We start from the raw sequence: 22,071 nt of genomic DNA, 5'->3' as shown, positions 1-22,071 counted from the left end.
GGAATCGACCCCGAACCAACTGGGGCCGCCACGCGGCGATCCAGACGGGCGAACGAACCGATACGAAAAGACGCATACAGGAGATACGAAACGTGACGATCCACGAGCACGACCGGGTGTCCGCCGACCGGGACGGCACGGGCCCGCACAGCTCCCACGCTCTGGTCGACCGTCTGACGGCCGGAGAGCCCTACGCCGTGGCGTTCGGCGGCCAGGGCAGCGCGTGGCTGGAGACCCTCGAGGAGTTGGTGTCCTCGGCCGGGATCGAGGCGGAGTTGGCGGCGCTGGCCGGCGAGGTGGACCTGCTGCTGGAACCCGTCGCGAAAGAACTGGTCGTGGTGCGTCCGATCGGCTTCGAGCCGCTGCGCTGGGTGCGCGCGCTGGCGGCCGAGGACCCGGTCCCGTCGGACAAGCACCTGACCTCGGCCGCCGTGTCGATCCCCGGCGTGCTGCTCACTCAGATCGCCGCCGGCCGGGCCTTGGCGCGTCAGGGCATGGACTGGGTGGCCACGCCGCCCGTCGCCGTCGTCGGGCATTCGCAGGGCGTGCTTGCCGTCGAGGCGTTCAAAGCCGGCGGCGCGCGCGACGTCGAGCTGCTGGCCCTCGCCCAGTTGATCGGTGCGGCCGGAACGCTGGTGGCGCGCCGGCGCGGCATCTCGGTGCTCGGCGACCGCCCGCCGATGGTGTCGGTGACCAACGCCGACCCGGAGCGGATCCGTCGGCTGCTCGACGAGTTCGCCCAGGATGTCCGAACCGTGCTGCCGCCGGTGTTGTCCATCCGCAACGGCCGGCGTTCGGTGGTCATCACCGGCACCCCGGAGCAGTTGTCCCGCTTCGAGCTGTATTGCCGGCAAATCTCGGAGAAGGAAGAGGCCGACCGCAAGAACAAGATCCGCGGCGGCGACGTCTTCGCCCCGGTTTTCGATCCGGTCCGGGTCGAGGTCGGCTTCCACACGCCGCGGCTGGCCGACGGGATCGATATCGTCGGCGGCTGGGCCGAGAAGGTGGGCCTCGACGTCGCCCTGGCCCGACAGCTGACCGAGGCCATCCTGGTCGACGGCGTCGATTGGGTGGAGGACATCACCCGGGTGCACGAGGCCGGCACCCGCTGGATTCTCGACCTGGGGCCCGGCGACATCCTGACCCGGCTGACCGCGCCCGTGATCCGCGGCCTCGGGGTGGGCATCGTGCCGGCCGCGACCCGCGGCGGACAACGCAACCTGTTCACCGTCGGCGCCACCCCGGAGGTGGCACGCGCCTGGTCGAGCTATGCCCCGACCGTGGTCCGCCTGCCCGACGGCAGGCTCAAGCTGTCCACCAAGTTCACCCGGCTGACCGGGCGGTCGCCGATCCTGCTGGCGGGCATGACCCCCACCACCGTCGACGCCAAGATCGTCGCCGCGGCCGCCAACGCCGGGCACTGGGCCGAGCTGGCCGGCGGCGGGCAGGTCACCGAGGAGATCTTCACCGACCGGGTACAGCAGCTGGCCGGGCTGCTCGACGAGGGCCGCACCTACCAGTTCAACGCGCTGTTCTTGGACCCCTACCTGTGGAAGCTGCAGGTCGGCGGCAAGCGGCTGGTGCAAAAGGCGCGCCAGTCGGGCGCGGCGATCGACGGCCTGGTGGTCAGTGCCGGCATCCCCGACCTCGAGGATGCGGTCGAGCTCATCAGCGAGCTCAACGACGTCGGCATCAGCCATGTGGTGTTCAAGCCGGGAACCATCGAGCAGATCCGCTCGGTGATCCGCATCGCCACCGAGGTGCCCACCAAGCCGGTGATCATGCACATCGAGGGCGGGCGCGCCGGCGGCCACCATTCGTGGGAGGACCTCGACGACCTGCTGCTGGCCACCTACTCGGAGCTGCGGTCGCGGCCCAACATCACCGTGTGCGTCGGCGGCGGCATCGGCACCCCGGAGCGCGCCGCCGAGTATTTGTCGGGGCGCTGGGCGCAGGCGTACGGCTTCCCGTCGATGCCGATCGACGGCATCCTGGTCGGCACCGCCGCGATGGCCACGCTGGAGTCCACCACGTCGCCGTCGGTCAAGCGGATGCTGGTCGAGACCAAGGGCACCGACCAATGGATCAGCGCCGGAAAAGCCCAGGGCGGCATGGCTTCCAGCCGCAGCCAGCTGGGTGCGGACATTCACGAGATCGACAACGCCGCGTCGCGCTGCGGCCGGCTGCTCGACGAGGTCGCCGGCGATGCCGAGGCGGTCGCCGAGCGCCGCGACGAGATCATCGCCGCGATGGCCAACACGGCCAAGCCGTATTTCGGCGACGTCGGCGAGATGACGTACCTGCAGTGGCTGCGGCGCTATGTCGAGCTGGCGATCGGCGAGGGCAACTCGACCGCCGACACCGCGTCTCCCGGCAGCCCATGGCTGGCCGACACCTGGCGCGACCGCTTCCAAGAGATGCTGAAGCGCACCGAAGCCCGTTTGCACCCACAGGATTTCGGACCCATCGCGACGCTGTTCGACGACTCGGGGCTGCTGGAGAATCCCGAGGCTGCGATCCGCACGCTGCTGGACACCTACCCCGACGCCGAGACCGTGCAACTGCATCCGGCCGACGTGCCCTTCTTCGTCACGCTGTGCAAAACCCTGGGCAAGCCGGTGAACTTCGTCCCGGTAATCGACAAGGACGTGCGGCGCTGGTGGCGCAGCGACTCGCTGTGGCAGGCGCACGACGCCCGCTACGACGCCGACCAGGTGTGCATCATTCCTGGCACCGCCGCGGTCGCCGGCATCACCCGGATGGACGAGCCGGTCGGCGAGCTGCTGGACCGCTTCGAGCAGGCCGCCATCGACGAAGCACTCGAGGTGCTGGCGTCATCGGGAGCCGAGCCGCGCGAGGTCACCTCGCGCCGGCGGGGTCGCCCCGACGTGACCGGACCGCTGGCCGTGGTGCTCGACGCGCCCGACGTGGTCTGGGCCGGCCGCACCGCGACCAACCCGGTGCACCGGATCGCCGAGCCGACCGACTGGCAGGTGCATGACGGACCCGAAAGTCGGCGCGCCACACACTCTTCCACGGGCGCCCGACTGCAGGTGAGTGCCGACGACCGGGTGGTGCTCAGCGTTCCGGTGTCGGGCACCTGGGTCGAGATTCCCTTCACGCTGACCGCCAACACCGTTGACGGTGGCGCCCCGGTAGTTTCGGCCGAGGACGCCGCCACCGCCATGCGCGCGGTGCTGGCGATCGCCGCCGGCTGCGAGGGCAAAGGCGAACAGCTACCCGCGGTTCAGGACGGGTCTGCGACCGTGACCGTGGACTGGGACCCCGAGCGGGTCGCCGACCACACGGGAGTCACGGCCACCTTCGGCGAGCCGCTGGCGCCCAGCCTGACCACGGTGCCCGACGCGCTCGTCGGTCCCTGCTGGCCCGCGGTTTTCGCCGCGATCGGATCGGCGGTCACCCACGCCGGCGTCCCGGTCATCGAGGGCCTGCTGAGCCTGGTGCACCTGGATCACGCGGCCCGGATGGTCGGCAAGCTGCCGGTCGTCCCGGCCCAATTGCGCATCACCGCAACGGCTTCGGAGGCGACCGACACCGACATGGGCCGCGTGGTGCCGGTGTACGTGACGGTCACCGGGCCCGACGGTGCCGCGATAGCTCACTTCGACGAGCGGTTCGCCATCCTCGGCCGCACCGGTGCGGCGGAGCTCACCGACCCCCCGCGGGCCGGCGGCGCCGTGTCGGAAAACGCAACGGACACACCGCGCCGTCGTCGCCGCGACGTCACGCTGACCGCGCCGGTCGACATGCGCCCGTTCGCCGTGGTGTCCGGTGACCACAACCCCATCCACACCGACCGGGCGGCGGCGCTGCTGGCCGGTCTCGAATCGCCGATCGTGCACGGCATGTGGCTGTCGGCCGCCGCGCAGCACGCGGTCATGGCCACCGACGGTCAGGCTCGGCCGCCAGCCCGGCTGATCGGCTGGACGGCGCGGTTCCTGGGCATGGTGCGTCCCGGCGACGAGGTGGACATCCGCGTCGAACGCGTCGGAATCGATTTGGGCGCAGAGGTTTTGGAGGTAGCCGCGCGCATCGGTTCGGATCTGGTGATGTCGGCGACCGCGCGGCTCGATTCCCCCAAGACGGTCTACGCCTTCCCCGGCCAGGGCATCCAGCACAAGGGAATGGGCATGGACGTCCGAGCCCGCTCCAAGGCGGCCCGCAAGGTCTGGGACCGCGCCGACAAGTTCACCCGTGACACGCTGGGCTTCTCGGTGCTGCACGTGGTGCGCGACAACCCGACCAGCATCATCGCCAGCGGTGTGCACTATCACCACCCCGAGGGCGTGCTGTTTTTGACGCAGTTCACCCAGGTGGCGATGGCGACCGTGGCGGCGGCCCAGGTTGCCGAGATGCGTGAGCAGGGCGCCTTCGTCGAAGGCTCCATCGCCTGCGGCCACTCGGTCGGCGAGTACACCGCCCTGGCGTGCGTCACCGGCATCTTCGAACTCGAGGCGCTGCTGGAGGCGGTGTTCCACCGCGGGTCGAAGATGCACGACATCGTGCCGCGCGACGAGTTGGGCCGCTCGAACTACCGGTTGGCCGCGATCCGGCCGTCGCAGATCGACCTGCCCGACGACGAAGTAACCGCCTTTGTGGCCGAGATCGCCGAGCGCACAGGGGAATTCCTGGAGATCGTCAATTTCAACCTGCGCGGCTCGCAGTACGCGATCGCCGGCACGGTGCGTGGTCTGGAGGAACTCGAGGCCGAGGTGGAGCGGCGCCGCGAGATCAGCGGTGGCAAGCGGTCCTTCATTCTGGTGCCGGGCATCGACGTGCCGTTCCACTCGCGGGTGTTGCGGGTCGGTGTCGCCGAGTTCCGCCGGTCGTTGGAGCGGCTGGTGCCGCGCGACAAGGATCCCGACCTGATCGTCGGCCGCTACATTCCCAACCTGGTGCCGCGTCCGTTCTCCATGGACCGCGACTTCATCCAGGAGATCCGCGACTTGGTGCCCGCCGAACCGCTCGACGAGATCCTCGCCGACTACGACACCTGGCGTCGCGAGCGCCCGCGGGAGATGGTGCGCACGGTCTTCATTGAGCTGTTGGCCTGGCAGTTCGCCAGCCCGGTGCGCTGGATCGAAACCCAGGACCTGCTGTTCACCGAGGAGGCCGCGGGCGGCCTCGGCGTGGAACGGTTCGTCGAGATCGGCGTGAAGACATCGCCAACCGTGGCCGGCCTGGCCACCAACACGCTGAAGTTGCCCGAATATGCCCACAGCACAGTGGAAGTGCTCAATGCCGAGCGCGACGCCGCGGTGCTGTTCGCCACCGACACCGACCCCGAGCCGGAGCCCGAGGAGGAGGTTGAGGTTGCCGAGGCACCCGCGGTCGAGGGCGTGGAGGCCGCACCGGCGGCCCCCGCTCCCGTGCCCGCCGGGGCCCCGTCCGGTGCCCCCCGCCCCGACGACCTCGCGTTCGACGCCGCAGACGCCACCCTGGCGCTCATCGCGTTGTCGGCCAAGATGCGCATCGACCAGATCGAGAAGCTCGATTCCATCGAGTCCATCACCGACGGTGCGTCGTCACGACGCAACCAGCTGCTGGTGGACCTGGGCTCCGAGCTGAACCTGGGCGCCATCGACGGTGCCGCCGAGGCCGACCTGGCCGGGCTGCGCGCGCAGGTAACCAAGCTGGCGCGCACCTACAAGCCTTACGGCCCAGTGCTTTCCGACGCGATCAACGATCAGTTGCGGACCGTTTTCGGGCCCTCGGGCAAGCGGCCCGGCGCCATCACCGAGCGGGTCACCAAGACCTGGGAGCTGGGTGAGGGTTGGGCCAAGCACGTCACCGTCGAGGTCGCGCTGGGCACCCGCGAGGGCACCAGCGTGCGCGGCGGCGCCATGGGACACCTGCACGAGGGCGCGCTCGCCGACGCCGCCTCGGTCGACAAGGTGATCGATGCCGCTGTCGCCGCGGTGGCTGCGCGCCACGGCATTTCGGTGGCCCTGCCGTCCGCCGGCGGTGGCGGCGGCGCGACCGTGGACGCGGCCGCGCTGAGCGAGTTCACCGATCAGATCACCGGGCGCGACGGTGTGCTCGCTTCGGCGGCCCGGCTGGTGCTGGGTCAGCTGGGGCTGGACGACCCGGTGGCCGCGTCCCCTGCGGCCAGCGATGCCGAGCTCATCGACCTGGTCACCGCCGAATTGGGCGCGGACTGGCCACGTTTGGTGGCACCGGTGTTCGACGCCAGGAAGGCCGTCGTCTTCGACGACCGTTGGGCCAGCGCCCGCGAGGACCTGGTCAAGCTGTGGCTGACCGACGAGGGCGACATCGACGGCGACTGGGTGCGCCTGTCGGAACGGTTCGAGGGCGCCGGTCACGTCGTTGCGACCCAGGCGACCTGGTGGCAGGGCAAGGCGTTGGCGGCGGGGCGTCAGATCCACGCGTCGCTGTACGGCCGGATCGCGGCGGGCGCCGAGAACCCGGACCCCGGTCCTTACCAGAGTGAAGTCGCGGTCGTGACCGGCGCCTCGAAGGGCTCGATCGCGGCGTCGGTCGTTGCCCGACTGCTCGACGGTGGCGCAACGGTCATCGCCACGACGTCCAAGCTTGACGGCGAGCGACTGGAGTTCTACCGCTCGCTGTATCGCGACCACGCCCGGTATGGCGCCGCGCTGTGGGTGGTGGCGGCCAACATGGCGTCCTACTCCGACATCGACGCTCTGGTCGAGTGGATCGGTAACGAGCAGAGCGAAAGCCTTGGGCCGCAGTCGATTCACATCAAGGACGCGCAGACCCCGACGTTGCTGTTCCCGTTCGCGGCGCCGCGCGTCGTCGGCGATCTGTCGGAGGCGGGTTCGCGCGCCGAGATGGAGATGAAGGTGCTGTTGTGGGCCGTGCAGCGGCTGATCGGCGGCCTGTCGACGATCGGTGCCGAACGCGACATCGCGTCGCGGGTGCACGTGGTGCTGCCCGGCTCGCCCAACCGCGGAATGTTCGGCGGCGACGGCGCTTACGGCGAAGCCAAGTCGGCGCTGGACGCCGTGGTGAGCCGCTGGCACGCCGAGCCGTCCTGGGCGGCCCGGGTCAGCCTGGCGCACGCGCTGATCGGTTGGACCCGCGGCACCGGATTGATGGGCCACAACGACGCCATCGTGTCCGCCGTGGAAGAGGCCGGCGTCACCACCTACTCCACCGACGAGATGGCAGCCATGCTGCTGGACCTGTGCGACGTGGAGTCCAGGGTGGCCGCGGCGCTCGCGCCGATCAAGGCGGACCTCACCGGTGGGCTCGGCGACGCCAACCTCGACATGGCCGAGCTGGCCGCCAAAGCCCGCGAGGACATGTCGGCTTCGGATCCCGCCGCCGACGAGGATGGCCCGACCGAGGGAATCATCTCCGCGCTGCCGTCGCCGCCGCGCGGATACACGCCGGCACCGCCGCCGGAGTGGGCTGATCTGGACGTCGACCCGGCCGATTTGGTGGTGATCGTCGGTGGCGCCGAGATCGGCCCGTACGGCTCGTCGCGCACGCGCTTTGAGATGGAGGTCGACAACGAACTGTCGGCGGCCGGCGTGTTGGAGCTGGCCTGGACCACCGGGCTGATCCGCTGGGAGGACGACCCGCAACCGGGTTGGTATGACACCCAATCCGGCGAGCTGGTCGACGAGTCCGAACTGGTCGAGCGCTACCACGACGCGGTGGTGGAGCGTTGCGGCATCCGCGAATTCGTTGACGACGGCTCGATCGACGGCGACCACGCTTCGCCGTTGCTGGTGTCGGTGTTCCTGGACAAGGACTTCACCTTCGTGGTGTCCTCGGAAGCCGATGCTCGCGCCTTCGTCGAGTTCGATCCCGAGCACACGGCGATCCGTCCGGTTCCCGACTCGAGCGACTGGCAGGTTATTCGCAAGGCGGGCACCGAGATTCGGGTCCCGCGGAAGAGCAAACTGTCGCGTGTGGTCGGCGGCCAGGTCCCGACCGGGTTCGACCCGACGGTGTGGGGCATCAGCCAGGACATGCTCAGCTCCATCGACCGGTTGGCGGTGTGGAACATCATCGCCACCGTCGACGCGTTCTTGACCGCCGGCTTCAGCCCCGCCGAGGTGATGCGCTACGTGCACCCGAGCCTGGTGGCCAACACCATGGGCACCGGCATGGGCGGCGGGACATCAATGCAGACGATGTACCACGGAAACCTGTTGGGCCGTAACAAGCCAAACGACATCTTCCAGGAAGTCCTGCCGAATATCGTTGCCGCACACGTGGTTCAGTCCTACATCGGCAGCTACGGCTCGATGATCCACCCGGTCGCCGCGTGCGCGACGGCCGCGGTGTCGGTCGAGGAGGGCGTCGACAAGATCCGGCTGGGCAAGGCCGAGCTGGTGGTGGCCGGCGGCATCGATGACCTGACCCTGGAGGGCGTCATCGGGTTCGGCGACATGGCGGCCACCGCCGACACCGAGATGATGCGCGGCCGCGGCATCCACGACTCGAAGTTCTCCCGCGCCAACGACCGACGCCGACTGGGCTTCGTCGAGGCCCAAGGTGGCGGCACCATCCTGCTGGCGCGCGGCGACCTGGCGCTCAAGATGGGTCTGCCGGTGCTCGCGGTGGTGGCCTTCGCGCAGTCCTTCGGCGACGGCGTGCACACCTCGATCCCGGCCCCGGGCCTGGGCGCGCTGGGCGCCGGGCGCGGCGGCAAGGGCTCGCCGCTGGCGCGGGCGCTGGCCAAGCTGGGGGTGGGTGCCGACGACATCGCGGTGATCTCCAAGCACGACACCTCGACGCTGGCCAACGACACCAACGAGACCGAGCTGCACGAGCGGCTGGCCGACTCGCTGGGTCGCTCCGAGGGTGCCCCGCTGTTCGTGGTGTCGCAGAAGAGCCTCACCGGTCACGCCAAGGGCGGCGCCGCAGTCTTCCAGATGATGGGGTTGTGCCAGATGCTGCGCGACGGGGTCATCCCGCCCAACCGCAGCCTGGATTGTGTCGACGACGAACTGGCCGGCTCGGCCCACTTTGTGTGGGTCCGCGACACGCTGCGGCTCGGTGGGAAGTTCCCGCTCAAGGCCGGGATGCTGACCAGTCTCGGGTTCGGCCACGTGTCCGGTCTGGTCGCCCTGGTACACCCGCAGGCGTTCATCGCGGCGCTGGATCCGCAGCAGCGCGCGGACTACCAGCGGCGCGCTGACGCCCGCCTGCTGGCCGGCCAGCGCCGGCTCGCCTCGGCCATCGCCGGCGGGCCGCCGATGTACGAGCGGCCGGCCGACCGTCGCTTCGATCACGACGCGCCGGAGAAGCGGCAGGAATCGGCGATGCTGCTGGATCCGGCCGCTCGGCTCGGTGACGGTGACGCCTACCAGGTCTCTGCCGGATGACTTTGGCCATCGGTTAACCTGGCGCTTCATGGGCATCGTCGGAGTGGGGATCGACCTCGTCTCGATTCCTGATTTCGCCGAGCAGGTCGACCAACCGGGCACCGCGTTCTCGGAGACCTTCACCCCCGGCGAGCGCCGCGACGCCTCGGACAAGAGTTCGTCGGCGGCGCGGCACTTGGCGGCCCGCTGGGCCGCCAAGGAGGCGGTGATCAAGGCCTGGTCCGGATCGCGGTTCGCCCAACGCCCCGTGCTGCGGGAGGACATTCACCGGGACATCGAGGTGGTCACCGACATGTGGGGGCGGCCGCGGGTTCGGTTGACCGGCGACATCGCCAAGCACCTGGCCGACGTGACGATCCACGTGTCGTTGTGCCACGAGGGCGATACCGCCGCCGCGGTCGCCATCCTCGAAACCAATTAGGTACGCCGTTTTCCGGCGATTTCGCGTCAAATCGGGCTTACGGGTAGACGAACTACTACGCGGCGTGGTACTACGGGTGATAGTAGATGCGTGGAGCGGCTGGGCCGCGGTGCGGCGGTTCGGCCCTGAGGGGATGATCGCCCGTGAGCCTGCAACTGGCCGATATCGACAGCCGCTATCACCCGTCGGCCGCGCTGCGCCGCCAGCTCAACAAGGTGTTCCCGACACACTGGTCGTTTCTGCTCGGCGAGATCGCGATGTACAGCTTCGTCGTGTTGCTGATCACCGGCGTGTACCTGACGCTGTTCTTCGATCCGTCGATGACCGAGGTCACCTATCACGGCGCCTACCAGCCGCTGCGAGGCGTCGACATGTCGCGGGCCTACGAGTCCGCCCTCAACATCTCCTTCGAAGTCCGCGGCGGGCTGTTCGTCCGCCAGGTGCACCACTGGGCCGCCTTGATGTTCGTCGCGGCGATCATGGTGCACCTGGCCCGCGTCTTCTTCACCGGTGCGTTTCGCCGGCCGCGCGAAGCGAACTGGGTAATCGGCTCGATTCTATTGATTCTCAGCATGTTTGAGGGATATTTCGGCTACTCGCTGCCCGACGACCTGCTATCCGGGATCGGACTGCGCGCCGCGCTCTCGTCAATCACGTTGGGGATACCCGTAGTTGGCACCTGGCTGCATTGGGCGCTATTCGGCGGCGACTTCCCCGGCACCGCGTTGATTCCCCGTCTTTACGCGCTGCATGTCCTGCTGTTGCCGGGGATCATCCTGGTCCTCATCGCGGTGCACCTGGCCTTCGTGTGGTTCCAAAAGCACACTCAGTTCCCGGGTCCGGCCCGCACCGAAACCAACGTCGTCGGGGTGCGTGTGATGCCGATTTTCGCGGTCAAGTCCGGCGCGTTTTTCGCCGTCGTCGTCGGGGTGCTGGGCCTGATGGGTGGCCTGCTGCAGATCAACCCGATCTGGCAGCTGGGTCCCTATACGGCGTCCCAAGTTTCGGCGGGATCGCAGCCGGACTTCTACATGATGTGGCCGGACGGCCTGCAGCGGCTGTGGCCGGCGTGGGAACTCTACATCGGCCATCACACGGTGCCCGCGCCCACCGCCGTCGCGCTGATCATGGGGGTGATTTTCACCCTGCTGACGATCTACCCGTTCCTGGAGAAGCGGTTCACCGGCGATCGCGCACACCACAACCTGCTGCAGCGGCCCCGAGATGTGCCGGTGCGCACTTCGGTTGGCGCCATGGCGATTTCGTTCTACCTGGTGCTCACGCTGTCGACGATGAACGACATCATCGCGTTGAAGTTCCACATCTCGCTGAACGCGACGACGTGGATCGGGCGGATCGGCATGGTCATCCTGCCGCCGATCATCTACTTCATCACGTATCGGTGGTGCATCGGGCTGCAGCGCAGTGACCGCGCGGTGCTCGAGCACGGCGTCGAGACCGGCATCATCAAGCGGCTGCCGCACGGCGCCTACGTGGAACTCCATCAACCGCTGAACCCGGTTCCGCTGGAGTACGCGGGGGCGCCAATTCCCAAGCGGATGAACAAATTAGGTCTCGGCGGCAGGCCCGGTTCCGGCGGCTTCCTCTTCCCCGATCCGGCCGCCGAGGACGCGGCGTTGTCGCAGGCCGAACACGAAGCCGAGCGACGCGCCCTCACCGCGCTGCGCGTCGCTGGGCGTTAGTGGCGCGCGCCTACCTGTCGGCGAGGCTGCGGGCGTAGCCGGCGCCCATGCCCAGCAGCACCAACCCCACGACAATGAACGCCGCCACCCGGAAAATGCCGTCCAGCGTGGCCAGGTCGAAGAGGAACAGCTTCGCCGTGGCGGCCGCGGTGAGCGCGAGCCCGGCGGTGATTGGCGCCGTGCGGTGTTCGCGGTCGGCCCGTCGCAGCGCGTAGACGAACAGCGCGGCCGCCATGCCGATCCAGCAGATGGTGGCCACCATGTGGCCGGCCAGGAAGCCGCCGCCGGTCCCGCCGACGAGGACACCGGCAGTGACGGTGAACGCGGTTGCGGCGTAGACGGTTAACCCTCCGGCGGCTCCGCCGAGCACCCGGGCAAGGTCGGGGTCGCGACGCCCAAGGCCGGCGCACGCTCGTGCCATCGCGACCACGAACCCGACGACGAGCACGCTGGCGGCCAGAACGCACACCGCAATGTGGGTCGGGACGACGGTCGCCCGCAACAGTGCATCCAGGGGCGCGTAGGAGAAGAACAAGCCGACCCCGAGGACGCCGAATCCGGCTGCGGCCCAACGCGCCACGACGGCGCTGCGGCCGGCCACGGCGATGATGATGGCCAACGCCAGCAGCACCGGGCCCTCGACGTAGCCCTGCAGTGCGACGTCTACGGCAATCAGCCCCGAAACCGCCGACAACGCCGACCAGATCTGCGTGACGATGCGGGGGAGCGCGGTGGCGGCCAGCACGATGCACAGCATGCCCACCGCGAGCGCGGCCGCCAGCACCGCGGCGAGCACCTGGTTGACCCCGATTGCCGAGGCAAGTACCGGCAGCGTTCCGCATGCCGTGAGCACAGCCAACGCCGCCGGGTCGGTGGTGGAGCGCATCAGGACGAGGCCGCTCGCGATCGCGAGGAGCGCGGCCACACCGCAGGCGCCGCCGATGAGCAGCGGGTTGTCATGCGGGCTGATGCCGATCAGCGTCACCAACAGCGGCACGGATACGGCCGCGATCCGGGCCGCATGCATCCACGTCCAGTCCTTGCCGAGTTGCACCGGCAAGGCGGCGGCCGACAGGGCCATCATGAAGGCGACGAGCAGCAGGTCGACGCCGTTGGTGAGGACCGGGGCCAGGCCGATCAGCGGCACCAGCACCAGCAGCCCAAGGTGTTCGGAGTCCCAGCGGCGGGCCAGGGTCAGGCCGGCAGCGCCGACGACGGCGGCGATGACGAGGCCGACGGGCGCCGGCGCCCAGCCGTAGATGGTGGTGATCGCGATGACGTCCAGATACGCCGCGGCGATGCCGGTGGCGGCCAGCGCGATCGCCCCGATCCGCCCACCGGGCCGGGTGCGCATCCACACCGCGACGCCGACGAGCGCGATCGACAATGCCGTACCGCCGGCCACCCGAATCTCGGGCCGCAGCAGGCCCGCCTTGGCGGCCAACACCAGCAGCAACACCACACCGACCAACGTCACGGCCACCCCGGCGACGGCGAGCAGTTTGCCGATCCAGCCCGACTCCGCCGCCGGCTCGGGCGCCGCCGGACGGGGCTGGGGCGGCGCCGCGTAGGCGAACGTCGGCGCTGGTGCCGGTGCGGCGGGCGGGTAGTACTGCGGCCACTGCGGATACCAGTAGGGCGTCGTGTTCTGGTGCGGCGGCGGAGCCGGGTTGGGCGTCGCGCCCCCCGCAGCGGCGATCACCCGGTCGAGTTCGACGAGCTCGCCGGAGACGCGGGACATCTGCCGGGATAGGGCGTCGAATTGTTCGGAGAGCCTGGCAAAGACGGCACGGTCGGAACGGGGCGGTTCGGTCATGGCGGCCACGTTGCCGGGTTATGCGGCGGAATGGATGAGTAGGACTACCCAATCCGCGTGCGAGCGCTATTGGTCCAGGCCGTGCTCGATCGCGTAGCGGGTCAACTCCACCCGGTTGGCCACCTGCAGCTTGCGGAACGTCGCCTGGACGTGGTTTTCCACCGTCCGGTGGCTCAGCGACAGCTTCTCGGCAATCTGCTTGGCGGACAACCCTTTTGCTACGTAGCGCAGCACCTCGGTCTCGCGTTCGGTGAGGCTGGGGCGAACCGGCCCGTCATCGCCGCTGTGCGCGATGCGCCGATACTCACCCAGGACCAAGCCGGCCAGGCTCGGGGTGAAGACCGCGCGCCCGGCCGCGGTGGCCTGCACCGCTTCGCACAGTTCGGCCTTCGACGCGCTTTTGACCAGGTATCCGGTCGCCCCGGCCTTGACCGCGTCGAGGACGTCGTCGCGTTCGTCGGAGGCCGACAGGACCAGCACCCGTGAGGAGGGCGACACCGCGAGCACTTCCGTGGTGGCCTGCACGCCGGTGCCGTCGGCCAGCTGCATGTCCATCAGCACCACGTCGGGTTTGACCACGGCCGCTCGCCGTCGCGCCGCGGCCACGCCGTCGGCGGTGGCCACCACGTCGAACCCGTCGTCGGCGAGGTCACGGGCGACCGCGTCGCGCCAGATCGGATGGTCGTCGACGACCATCACGGTGGGCAGGGCTCGCTCAGCCATGCTTTGTATTCTGCCGCGGCACGCACAGCTCCCACTCCGTGCCTTCGCCGACGTCGGTGCGCAGTTGTGCGGTGCCGCCCAGCGACGCCAGCCTGCCCACGATCGACTGCGAGACGCCCAACCGTCCCTGACGGGCCGCCTCTTCGAGCCGCCCGGCCGGAATGCCGACGCCGTCGTCGCGCACGCTGACCGCAACCGAATCGCCCAGGTCCTCCAGCAACACGAAGGCGTGGGCGTCCGGACCCGCGTGCGAGCGCACGTTGTCGAGGGCATTGCCCACGGCGGCGTCCAGCTCGCTGGCCACGCGCCGTTCCAGGGTCACGGCGGTTCCGGGCAGGCTCAGGGTCACGCGATCGGACTCCCGGCGCCGCAGCAGCGCGCGCAGGTCGACGTCCCCGTCGTGCTTGGTGTCGCCGTCGAGGGCCGCCGACGACAGCCATCGTCGCAGCGCGCGTTCTTGCTCGCTCGCCAAATCCGCCAAATCGGATGTGGCACCACCGATTTCGCGGCCCCGCTTGGCCACCAGCGCCAGCACCTGGATAACGCCGTCATGCACTTGCCGGGATAGCCGCTCGCGTTCCTCCACGGCGGCGGAGAGTTGCGCGGCTCGTTGCAGTTCGTCGTGGGCGCGCCGGGCGGTGCGCGCGGCCATGCCGATGGCCAACCCGATCGCCAGCTCGATGATGATGCTGGCGTTGTGCCCCAGGTTGAGGGTCAGGTAGTTCTTGACGGCAAAGTTGGTGGCCATCACTATCAGCCCGGTCAGCATGCCGCCGACCGGCCCGAACTGCAGCGCCGCCGAAATCGTGGGGTTGCTGGCCCACAGCGTGGTCGGCCAGGTCTGGTTGTCGGCCGCCCACTGTGGTGACGCGACCACTTTGTTGGACCACATCAGCAGCACGACGACGATGATCTCCGCGATTACCCACGCCGGCCGACGTCCGAACCCGCGCAGGTACGCGACCGCGCACGCCGCACTCCATGCCATCAGCACGCCGAACAGCACCCATGCGGTCGTGGGGTGCCGCAAATCGGAGTTGATCGCCGTTTGGAAGCCGAGCGCGTAAAGGCAGCTCAAGAGGCGAAACGCCTGCGCCGCCCGCCAGAGCGGCGCGGTCGGATCGGGACCGCGGGTCACAGGCCCAGCTTAGGGGGCGGCGTTCGCTAGCCTGAAAACCATGACTGATCTGGTTGAGCGAGTTCGCGACGTCTTGCCTTCGGTGCGTCGCGACCTCGAGGACTTGGTGCGGATCGAATCGGTGTGGGCCGACCCCGGCCGGCGTGACGAGGTGCATCGCAGCGCACAGGCCGTCGTAGAACTGTTGTCGCAGGCTGGTTTTGACGATGTCCGCACTGTCAGCGAGGGCGGCGCGCCCGCGGTCATCGCCCGGTATCCGGCGCCACCGGGTGCTCCGACCGTGCTGTTGTATGCCCACCATGACGTGCAGCCCGAAGGAAATCACGAGCAGTGGGTGTCCCCGCCGTTCGAACCGACCGAACGCGGTGGCCGACTCTACGGACGGGGCAGCGCCGACGACAAGGCCGGTATCGCAACGCATTTGGCGGCCTTCCGGGCGCATGGCGGCCGACCGCCGGTGGGCGTGACGGTCTTCGTCGAGGGCGAGGAGGAATCGGGGTCGCCGTCGTTGGGCCGGCTGCTGGCCGCGCACCGCGATGCGTTGGCCGCCGACGTCATCGTCATCGCCGACTCGGACAACTGGAGCACCGAGGTGCCGGCGCTGACAATATCGCTGCGGGGACTGGTCGACTGCGTGGTCGAGGTGGCCACGCTCGACCACGGGCTGCACTCCGGCCTGTGGGGCGGAGTGATACCCGACGCGCTGAGCGTGCTGGTGCGCCTGCTCGCCAGCCTGCACGACGACGACGGCAACGTGGCTGTGGCCGGCCTGCACGAAACGAACGCCGCCGCCTTGAACTATCCGGACTTCCCGCCCGAGCGGGTGCGCGCCGATACCGGGCTGTTGGACGGGGTGTCGGAGATCGGCTCTGGGTCTGTGCCGCAGCGACTTTGGGCCAAGCCTGCGATCACCGTGATCGGTATCGACACCACATCCGTTGCGGCAGCATCCAATACGCTCATCCCGCGGGCCCGCGCCAAGATCAGCATGCGCGTCCCGCCCGGCGGCGACGCCAAGGCCCACCTGGACGCGTTGACCGATCATCTGCGGCGCCACGTCCCGTGGGGTGCGCGGGTTAGCGTCGAGCGCGGCGAGATCGGCGAGCCGTACGCCATCGAGGCCCGCGGGCCGGTGTATGACGCCGCGCGTGCGGCCTTCCGGCAGGCGTGGGGCGCCGACCCGGTCGATGTGGGGATTGGCGGTTCGATTCCGTTCATCGCCGAGTTCGCCGCCGCCTTCCCCGAGGCGAAGCTGCTCGTGATGGGGGTGGAAGACCCCGCGACACAGGCGCACAGCGTCAACGAAAGCGTCCATCTGGGTGTGCTGGAACGCGCGGCGATCTCCGAAGCGCTGCTGCTGGCCAATTTGGCCTAACGGGTGCTTTGGCCTCGCCAGACGGTGTTGTTGTTGCCGGTCTTGTTGATCGTCGGCGACCCGGAGTGGTAGATCACCGCGTTGTCGTCGCCGAACGCGCCGATGGTATCGGCGCTGTCGACGACGACATGATTCGCGCTGCCGAAGATGTCAAGCCTGCGACAGTGGCCGGTGACGGTGTAGGTGTTGTTGTCCCCGTCCAGCCTGAGGTTTCCGTCGTTGCAGTCGATCGTGTCCTTCGCGCCGTTGTTGATCATGGTGAGGTTCCCGTGCACGGTGGTCTTGCCGGCGTACTGACCCAAGAACACCGCGATCGCGACCGCGCCCGCGACCGCACACGCCAACACCAGCCGTCCCCGGGTGGTGTTGGCAAGTTTCGCGACCCCTTGTAGCGGCCGCGGTCGGGGCGTGTCCGACGGCTGATTGATCCCGCGTTCGTGCTCGCGGATGTAGTCCTCGGGGTCTGGGGTGTTCATGGTCGGCTCCCTTTGGCCGCTCCGATTAAGGAGCGCGCTGCTAGTTTGCCGCGACGCGCTTGCGAGATTCTTGCGCCCGGGCGGCTAGTGATCTCAGGGCCTGGCGTTTTAGAGCCCCAGTTGACCCAAGAAATTGCTCAGCAGCACGAATACGTAGGCCCCCGAGAGAAGAAGCAGAAGGAGGCTCAGCCCCAATATCGCGCGTATCGGCTCCAGCACCTGCTGCAGAATTTGGAAGAATACGTTTTCGCTTCGCAGCGTTGCGAACAGATACTGACTCGCGGCGAATACGCCCGCATTCTCAAGCAGCCAACGCAAATTCGCGACATTGATGGCCTCGGCACCGGCATACGAGTGCGCGGCCTCCGTCAAGTGTTGTGCAAAGTGCTCATGAAACGCCGCGGCCCGCCCCGCCAGCCCCTGAAAGTCCTCGGCGTACCGCGAGAACAGGTGCGCGATACCCGCTGACACCTCGTCGGCGGCCGCGGGTACCAGCCCGACGGTCGGGGCTGCCGCCGCCGCATGCGCCTTGCTCAGCGCCGAACCGATGCCTGCCAGATCCCCGGCCGCCGCCGTCATCATTTCCGGCGCGGCGAGCACATACGGCATGTCTGTCCTCCACCAGCTCATCGAGCCGACCTGGGCGAGCTAGGGTCGCGGCCCGGCGCTCAACCTAGGCTCACACGAACTCACGCGGTGGGGTGCAGTAGTCGGCTACTGAAATCGAATTCATAGACAGGCCGGCAGCGGCGGAGCGTGCCGCTAGACCGACAGGTCGCGGCGCAGCTTGGCCACGTGACCGGTGGCCTTGACGTTGTACTGCGCGACGGCGATCTTGCCCTTTTCGTCGACGACGAATGTCGAGCGGATGACGCCCGTGACGGTCTTGCCGTACATCTGCTTTTCGCCATAGGCGCCCCAGGCGGTCAACACCTTGCGCTCCGGATCGGACAGTAAGGGGAACGTCAGCTTCTCGGCATCACGGAATTTCGCCAGCTTCTCCGGCTTGTCGGGGGAGATGCCGACGACGTCAAGGCCGGCGTCGTTGAGCTCGGCAAGGCTGTCGCGGAAATCGCAGGCCTGTTTCGTGCATCCCGGCGTCGAGGCCGCCGGATAGAAATACACGACGACCCGGCGGCCCTTGAAGTCGGACAGCGACACCTTGTTGCCGTCGGCGTCGGGCAGGCTGAACGCGGGCGCCTTATCCCCGGGCGCCAGCCGCGTGGTCTCCGTCACGGTTCTCTCCTTGAAATAGTCGTCGGTGTCCGGGCGCCAACCCGCGAGCCGAACCCCACTGCGAAAACCGCGCCGCGAAATCGCAGCCAGGTTCGGCTCGCGGTCAGTGCTTCCGCTTTCGGCGCACGGGATTGTCGGCACTAGGGTAGTGCCTCAGTGCACCAGGCCGACTGGGTGAGTTGGAGGACAGACACGTGGCGGACCGCGACCCCGAAGCCATCAAGCAGGACATTGACGTCGCTCGCGATCAGCTGGCGGCCACCGTCGACTCCCTTGCCGAGCGCGCCAACCCCCGCCGCCTCGCCGACGATCTGAAGGCCCGGGTGATCGAGTTCGTCAGAAAACCCGTGGTCACGGCGTCACTGGCCGGGGTTGGGGCGCTCGTCGTGGTGGTCGTGGTGCACCGCGTCAGGAATCGCTGACGGCATCCGCGCCGCTGCGCTGGACATGTATCGGTAGGTCATCGGCCCACGGCTGGGCGTCGGCCATGTCCGCGACGTTGACGTAGCCGCGCTCGAATTCCCCGGTGGCCGCGTCCACGAGGCGGTATTCCTGGGTCTGGCGGTGGATGGGTTGCGAGTCGAGAATCACCACCCGCACGTCGCCGGGCTCGAACCCGCACCGCTCCTGGAGCGCCTCGATCAGGCACTCGTTGTGCAGATGCCCGTCGCCGAAGTTCCAACCGAGCACCACCGCGCACAGGGTCTCGCCCTCGCACAGGTTGTAGTCGTCCTCGTTGTAATCTGCCAGCGCGCGGTGCACCAGGGTATACAGCGCGCGGCCGTGGGTGTTCATCCCGCGGAACGCCAAGGCCAGGTGCAACGGGACGAGGGTGTCCTCCTTGGACTTGTACAACCGTTCGAGCTGCAGGTGCTGCAACGGGCCGAGCGCGCGGGAGCCGATACGGATCTTTTCGTCGACCGACGGCTTGACGCACCACACCGTGGTGTCCCAGTTGCCGGCGTAATAGCGCATGCCGGGTAAGAAGGAAACCTTGCGCGGGTAGAGGTTTCCGACCACGACGGTTCCGGCGACGACGACGAACAGCGCGACGATCGGCACCGGGTTGGTGACGTCCGACAACCCCAGGGGCGCGTGCGCGACGAACAGCCAGAGCACCCCGAAGATCATGAAGACGTTCCATTCCAGCGGCACGCCCATCGGGAAGGCCAGCAGGATGTTGAGGTGAAACACGATCATCACGAAGGCGGCAGCGGCGGTCAGCCAGCCGCCGTGGGAGAAGAACAGCGCCAATGGCACCAAACCCTCTACCGCGGTGGAGAAGTGGGCGATGAACCCCGCCAATCCGCTGGGCCGCAGGTCATCTGGATAGTGCCGAAACATCGACCGCTTGAGCGGTCCCGACGGGATGAACGGGTTGTTAGCCAGCATCGTGGAGATCACGAAGGGGAAGTGCCGGTTGAGCTTTGAGGTCGCCGCGCCCAGCCAGATCACCATGAACACGACCTTGGCCCCGACGATGATGTCGGCCCCGGAGAACGCGAACACCAACGCCAGCGGCGCGTACACCTCGCCGCGGGCGGCCAGGAAGATGATCTTGTCGCGCACGCCGAGCACGGCCAGGACCGTCAGGATCGCGATGGTGTGCCAGCGTGGTAGCACACCGATTGCCGTGTGCAGCACGGGTATTGGGCCGCTGCCGTCGGACACCAGCGCGCTCGCGAGCAGCACCAGCAGCGCGCCGTAGAGCAGTGCGTCGAACCAAGTCCTGTTGCTGCCCTTGGTCATCGGCACCCGGCCCGGCCACGGCGGTAGCCGGATGGTGCCCGGTCGCAGCCAGTAGAGGATCGAACCCATCGGCGGAAAGTAGCGACCGGCCAGCGGACCGAAGCAGCAACCCAGACCGACGACTTCGAAGAGCATCGTGTAGAGCACTGCCTTTTGGAACACGATCGGTTCGGTCCACCACGCCGCGACGTTGGTGAAGCTGCCGATACCCGTTGTGGACCAGGCGAACAGCCAACCGCCGAGGATGTACAGCCCGATCTTCACGCCGTACATCACATGCATGATCAGCGGGGTGCCGAACCCGTTCGCGGCGATATGGCGTGCCATTGGCACGATCCGCTCGGCCCGCGAGAGCTTGGTCCACTCGGCGACGTCGACGACGGGCAGGTTGGGCTGGATGAACCCCATTGCGGCTCCTTCGGCACCAAGTGACGGTGACGAAAGAAACTACCCGCACCGACCGCTGGTGCGAAGCCCAGGCACAAAAATGCCCCCAGAAGTGCGCCGTCAGGGTTTCGAACCCCGGACCCGCTGATTAAGAGTCAGCTGCTCTACCAACTGAGCTAACGGCGCCGGTCGGCCGTGACCGCGTTGCGACAATAACAGGCGTTCTGTCGCAGAACGAAATCTCGGAACCCTTCCAGGGTAGCTGCACCGATCAGAAAAGTGTCCCGCAGTACGGTGCCCGCTCGACGTCGAATGCGGCGTCCAGGTCGCGCAGCGCGCCCGCGCGCAGCTCGGTGATGCGGCCCGCGCGGGACAGTTGGGACGCTCGGTGCGCCCCCATGAAGATCGTCGTCAGCGCAGCGAGACCCAATTCGACGTCCGGCGGCCCGTCATGTGGCGTGCATTTGCCGACGCCGTCACGAGTCTGCAGCAGGAACCGACCGCCGGCGAGGCCGAGCGGGTCGGTGATTTCCAGCACGAGGTCGGTGTCGGCGCCGTACACGCGGCTTCCCAGCACCTCGGGCACGTCGTTGATCCGTACCCACAGGTAGTCGTCCATGCCCTTGGTGTGGGCGGCCCGCTGGTCGGAGAGCTTCAGCGGCAGCGGATCGTCGGGCGGCACTTCGATCTCGATGGTGTCGAACATCTCCATCGCCAACAACGTTTCGAGCAGCTCGGTGTGAGCGTCGTCGGTGATCGGGCAAAAGTCCTGCACCACCACGGTGCCCAGCGGCGGCCGGAAAGCGTGCGGAGTGTCGGAGACGACGCGATAGGTAAGGAAGCCGTCCGGATGGATGGTGTAGTTCAGCGCCGACGCCCTGCCTCGCAGCGTCGGCCGATCCTCCAGATGGTCGGCCCACCAGGCGCGGTCGCGGCTCACCGCCCCATTGGTTGCCGCGCACCAGCGCTCGTAGATTTCCGGCAGATGCGTGCGCGCGTCGGCGGCGTTGACCTCGCGGGCGCGGTTTTTCCCCGGGGCGGCTCGCAGCTTCGCGCCGCGGCGATCGATGGAGTAGGTCTGCGAATAGCTGGCCACGCCGGCGCCGAATCCGTCGTAGATCGCCGTTTGGGTGGGGACGCCACAGATCACCGGGTAGCCGCGGTCGATGAGGATTCCCAGCCCCTGAGCGCTGAGCTGCGCCCATACCTGCTTGCCCTGATGGGTCGACGCGACGCTGATCATCGTCAGCCACGCGGCCCGCAGACCGCCGCCACCCGGCACGGTGAGCCGCGTCCGGTAGATGATCGAGGTTCCTACCAGCAGTGGGTCGTGCGAGACGTCCTCGGCGATCAGAATGTCCTCAAGCCGGACCCGACGTTTCCAGGCTTCGACGTCCGCCGTGGTGATCGGATCGCCGAAAGCGCGCGCCTGGTTTTCGTAGACCGCCTGCCAATCGCTCTCGGTGGGATGCCTGATTTCGATGGCGTCGTCGGTCGTGTTCATCGTTGATCCAATCCGCTTGTGAGCCAGCCGAACCGGCGCTTATCCCGCTTGCGTGCGGTACCCGGGTGCTGGCCGGTCAAACGGGGGTGGGCATGACGGGTCCGACCGGGGGCAATTCGCCGCGCCTTGATCGCCTGCTACCAGCTGTTTTCGCACACCACGTGGAGAATCTGTCACGATGGCGACACTGAACCGCTGA

At 68.3% G+C, this 22,071-nt stretch carries 13 protein-coding genes and 1 tRNA gene; 5 read left to right on the top strand and 9 right to left on the bottom strand.

The genetic code is table 11. The features are described 5' to 3' along the window. Positions 1-92: 92 nt before the first annotated feature. The 3 genes from G6N66_RS18500 (at position 93) to qcrB (ending at position 11,468) form a co-directional block, all read left to right on the top strand. A complete protein-coding gene (locus G6N66_RS18500; protein WP_085233118.1) occupies positions 93-9,344 on the top strand; it encodes a type I polyketide synthase in 9,252 nt (3,083 codons plus the stop codon). Between the two features lie 28 nt (positions 9,345-9,372). Continuing rightward, a complete protein-coding gene (gene acpS / locus G6N66_RS18495; protein WP_085233117.1) occupies positions 9,373-9,765 on the top strand; it encodes a holo-ACP synthase AcpS in 393 nt (130 codons plus the stop codon). A gap of 143 nt (positions 9,766-9,908) precedes the next feature. After that, on the top strand, positions 9,909-11,468 hold the full coding sequence (gene qcrB / locus G6N66_RS18490) for a cytochrome bc1 complex cytochrome b subunit (RefSeq protein ID WP_085233116.1): 1,560 nt from the start codon (positions 9,909-9,911) through the stop codon (positions 11,466-11,468). Between the two features lie 10 nt (positions 11,469-11,478). Here qcrB and G6N66_RS18485 read toward each other — a convergent pair whose 3' ends face one another. The 3 genes from G6N66_RS18485 to macS all read right to left on the bottom strand — a co-directional run bounded on the left by G6N66_RS18485 (position 11,479) and on the right by macS (position 15,145). Continuing rightward, positions 11,479-13,284, bottom strand: a complete 1,806-nt coding sequence (locus G6N66_RS18485) for a DUF2339 domain-containing protein (RefSeq protein ID WP_085233115.1) — start codon at positions 13,282-13,284, stop codon at positions 11,479-11,481. Positions 13,285-13,350: 66 nt separating this feature from the next. After that, a complete protein-coding gene (locus G6N66_RS18480; protein WP_085233114.1) occupies positions 13,351-14,007 on the bottom strand; it encodes a response regulator in 657 nt (218 codons plus the stop codon). Continuing rightward, positions 14,000-15,145: a MacS family sensor histidine kinase gene (gene macS / locus G6N66_RS18475; protein WP_085233113.1), complete on the bottom strand. Its 1,146-nt coding sequence runs from the start codon at positions 15,143-15,145 to the stop codon at positions 14,000-14,002. The genes G6N66_RS18480 and macS overlap by 8 nt, the downstream gene beginning before the upstream one ends. Before the next feature lie 40 nt (positions 15,146-15,185). Between macS and G6N66_RS18470 the strand changes: the two genes are divergently transcribed. Continuing rightward, a complete protein-coding gene (locus tag G6N66_RS18470) occupies positions 15,186-16,520 on the top strand; it encodes a dipeptidase (protein ID WP_085233112.1) in 1,335 nt (444 codons plus the stop codon). On the opposite strand, the gene G6N66_RS18465 is transcribed toward G6N66_RS18470, so the two are convergent. The 3 genes from G6N66_RS18465 to bcp all read right to left on the bottom strand — a co-directional run bounded on the left by G6N66_RS18465 (position 16,517) and on the right by bcp (position 18,232). After that, positions 16,517-16,996 (bottom strand): DUF3060 domain-containing protein, encoded by a 480-nt coding sequence (locus G6N66_RS18465; protein WP_085233111.1) that lies wholly within the window; start codon positions 16,994-16,996, stop codon positions 16,517-16,519. The genes G6N66_RS18470 and G6N66_RS18465 overlap by 4 nt on opposite strands. Positions 16,997-17,104: 108 nt before the next feature. Then, entirely contained in the window at positions 17,105-17,605 is a 501-nt protein-coding gene (locus tag G6N66_RS18460; protein WP_139825231.1) for a PE family protein, read from the bottom strand. Positions 17,606-17,758: 153 nt separating this feature from the next. Then, complete coding sequence (gene bcp, locus G6N66_RS18455; RefSeq protein ID WP_085233329.1) at positions 17,759-18,232, bottom strand: thioredoxin-dependent thiol peroxidase; 474 nt, start codon at positions 18,230-18,232, stop codon at positions 17,759-17,761. 194 nt (positions 18,233-18,426) lie between these two features. On the opposite strand from bcp, the gene G6N66_RS18450 reads away from it, so the two are divergent. After that, complete coding sequence (locus G6N66_RS18450; RefSeq protein ID WP_085233109.1) at positions 18,427-18,654, top strand: DUF3618 domain-containing protein; 228 nt, start codon at positions 18,427-18,429, stop codon at positions 18,652-18,654. On the opposite strand, the gene G6N66_RS18445 is transcribed toward G6N66_RS18450, so the two are convergent. The 3 genes from G6N66_RS18445 to G6N66_RS18435 all read right to left on the bottom strand — a co-directional run bounded on the left by G6N66_RS18445 (position 18,641) and on the right by G6N66_RS18435 (position 21,872). Then, positions 18,641-20,389 (bottom strand): DUF3556 domain-containing protein, encoded by a 1,749-nt coding sequence (locus tag G6N66_RS18445; RefSeq protein ID WP_085233108.1) that lies wholly within the window; start codon positions 20,387-20,389, stop codon positions 18,641-18,643. The two genes, G6N66_RS18450 and G6N66_RS18445, sit on opposite strands and share 14 nt — an antisense overlap. Positions 20,390-20,481: 92 nt before the next feature. Continuing rightward, positions 20,482-20,554, bottom strand: a tRNA-Lys gene (locus G6N66_RS18440). A gap of 85 nt (positions 20,555-20,639) precedes the next feature. Next, complete coding sequence (locus G6N66_RS18435; RefSeq protein ID WP_085233107.1) at positions 20,640-21,872, bottom strand: GNAT family N-acetyltransferase; 1,233 nt, start codon at positions 21,870-21,872, stop codon at positions 20,640-20,642. Positions 21,873-22,071 lie beyond the last annotated feature (199 nt).

The organism is Mycobacterium conspicuum (assembly GCF_010730195.1).
GTDB lineage: Bacteria > Actinomycetota > Actinomycetes > Mycobacteriales > Mycobacteriaceae > Mycobacterium > Mycobacterium conspicuum.
This window is presented reverse-complemented; position numbering and strand designations above follow the sequence as displayed.

Bases quoted from the DNA above. Each gene is read 5' to 3' on its own strand.
- acpS (WP_085233117.1), top strand. From the start codon at position 9,373: ATGGGCATCGTCGGAGTGGGGATCGACCTCGTCTCGATTCCTGATTTC.
- G6N66_RS18485 (WP_085233115.1), bottom strand. From the start codon at position 13,284: ATGACCGAACCGCCCCGTTCCGACCGTGCCGTCTTTGCCAGGCTCTCC.
- G6N66_RS18480 (WP_085233114.1), bottom strand. From the start codon at position 14,007: ATGGCTGAGCGAGCCCTGCCCACCGTGATGGTCGTCGACGACCATCCG.
- G6N66_RS18470 (WP_085233112.1), top strand. From the start codon at position 15,186: ATGACTGATCTGGTTGAGCGAGTTCGCGACGTCTTGCCTTCGGTGCGT.
- G6N66_RS18465 (WP_085233111.1), bottom strand. From the start codon at position 16,996: ATGAACACCCCAGACCCCGAGGACTACATCCGCGAGCACGAACGCGGG.
- G6N66_RS18460 (WP_139825231.1), bottom strand. From the start codon at position 17,605: ATGCCGTATGTGCTCGCCGCGCCGGAAATGATGACGGCGGCGGCCGGG.
- G6N66_RS18445 (WP_085233108.1), bottom strand. From the start codon at position 20,389: ATGGGGTTCATCCAGCCCAACCTGCCCGTCGTCGACGTCGCCGAGTGG.
- G6N66_RS18435 (WP_085233107.1), bottom strand. From the start codon at position 21,872: ATGAACACGACCGACGACGCCATCGAAATCAGGCATCCCACCGAGAGC.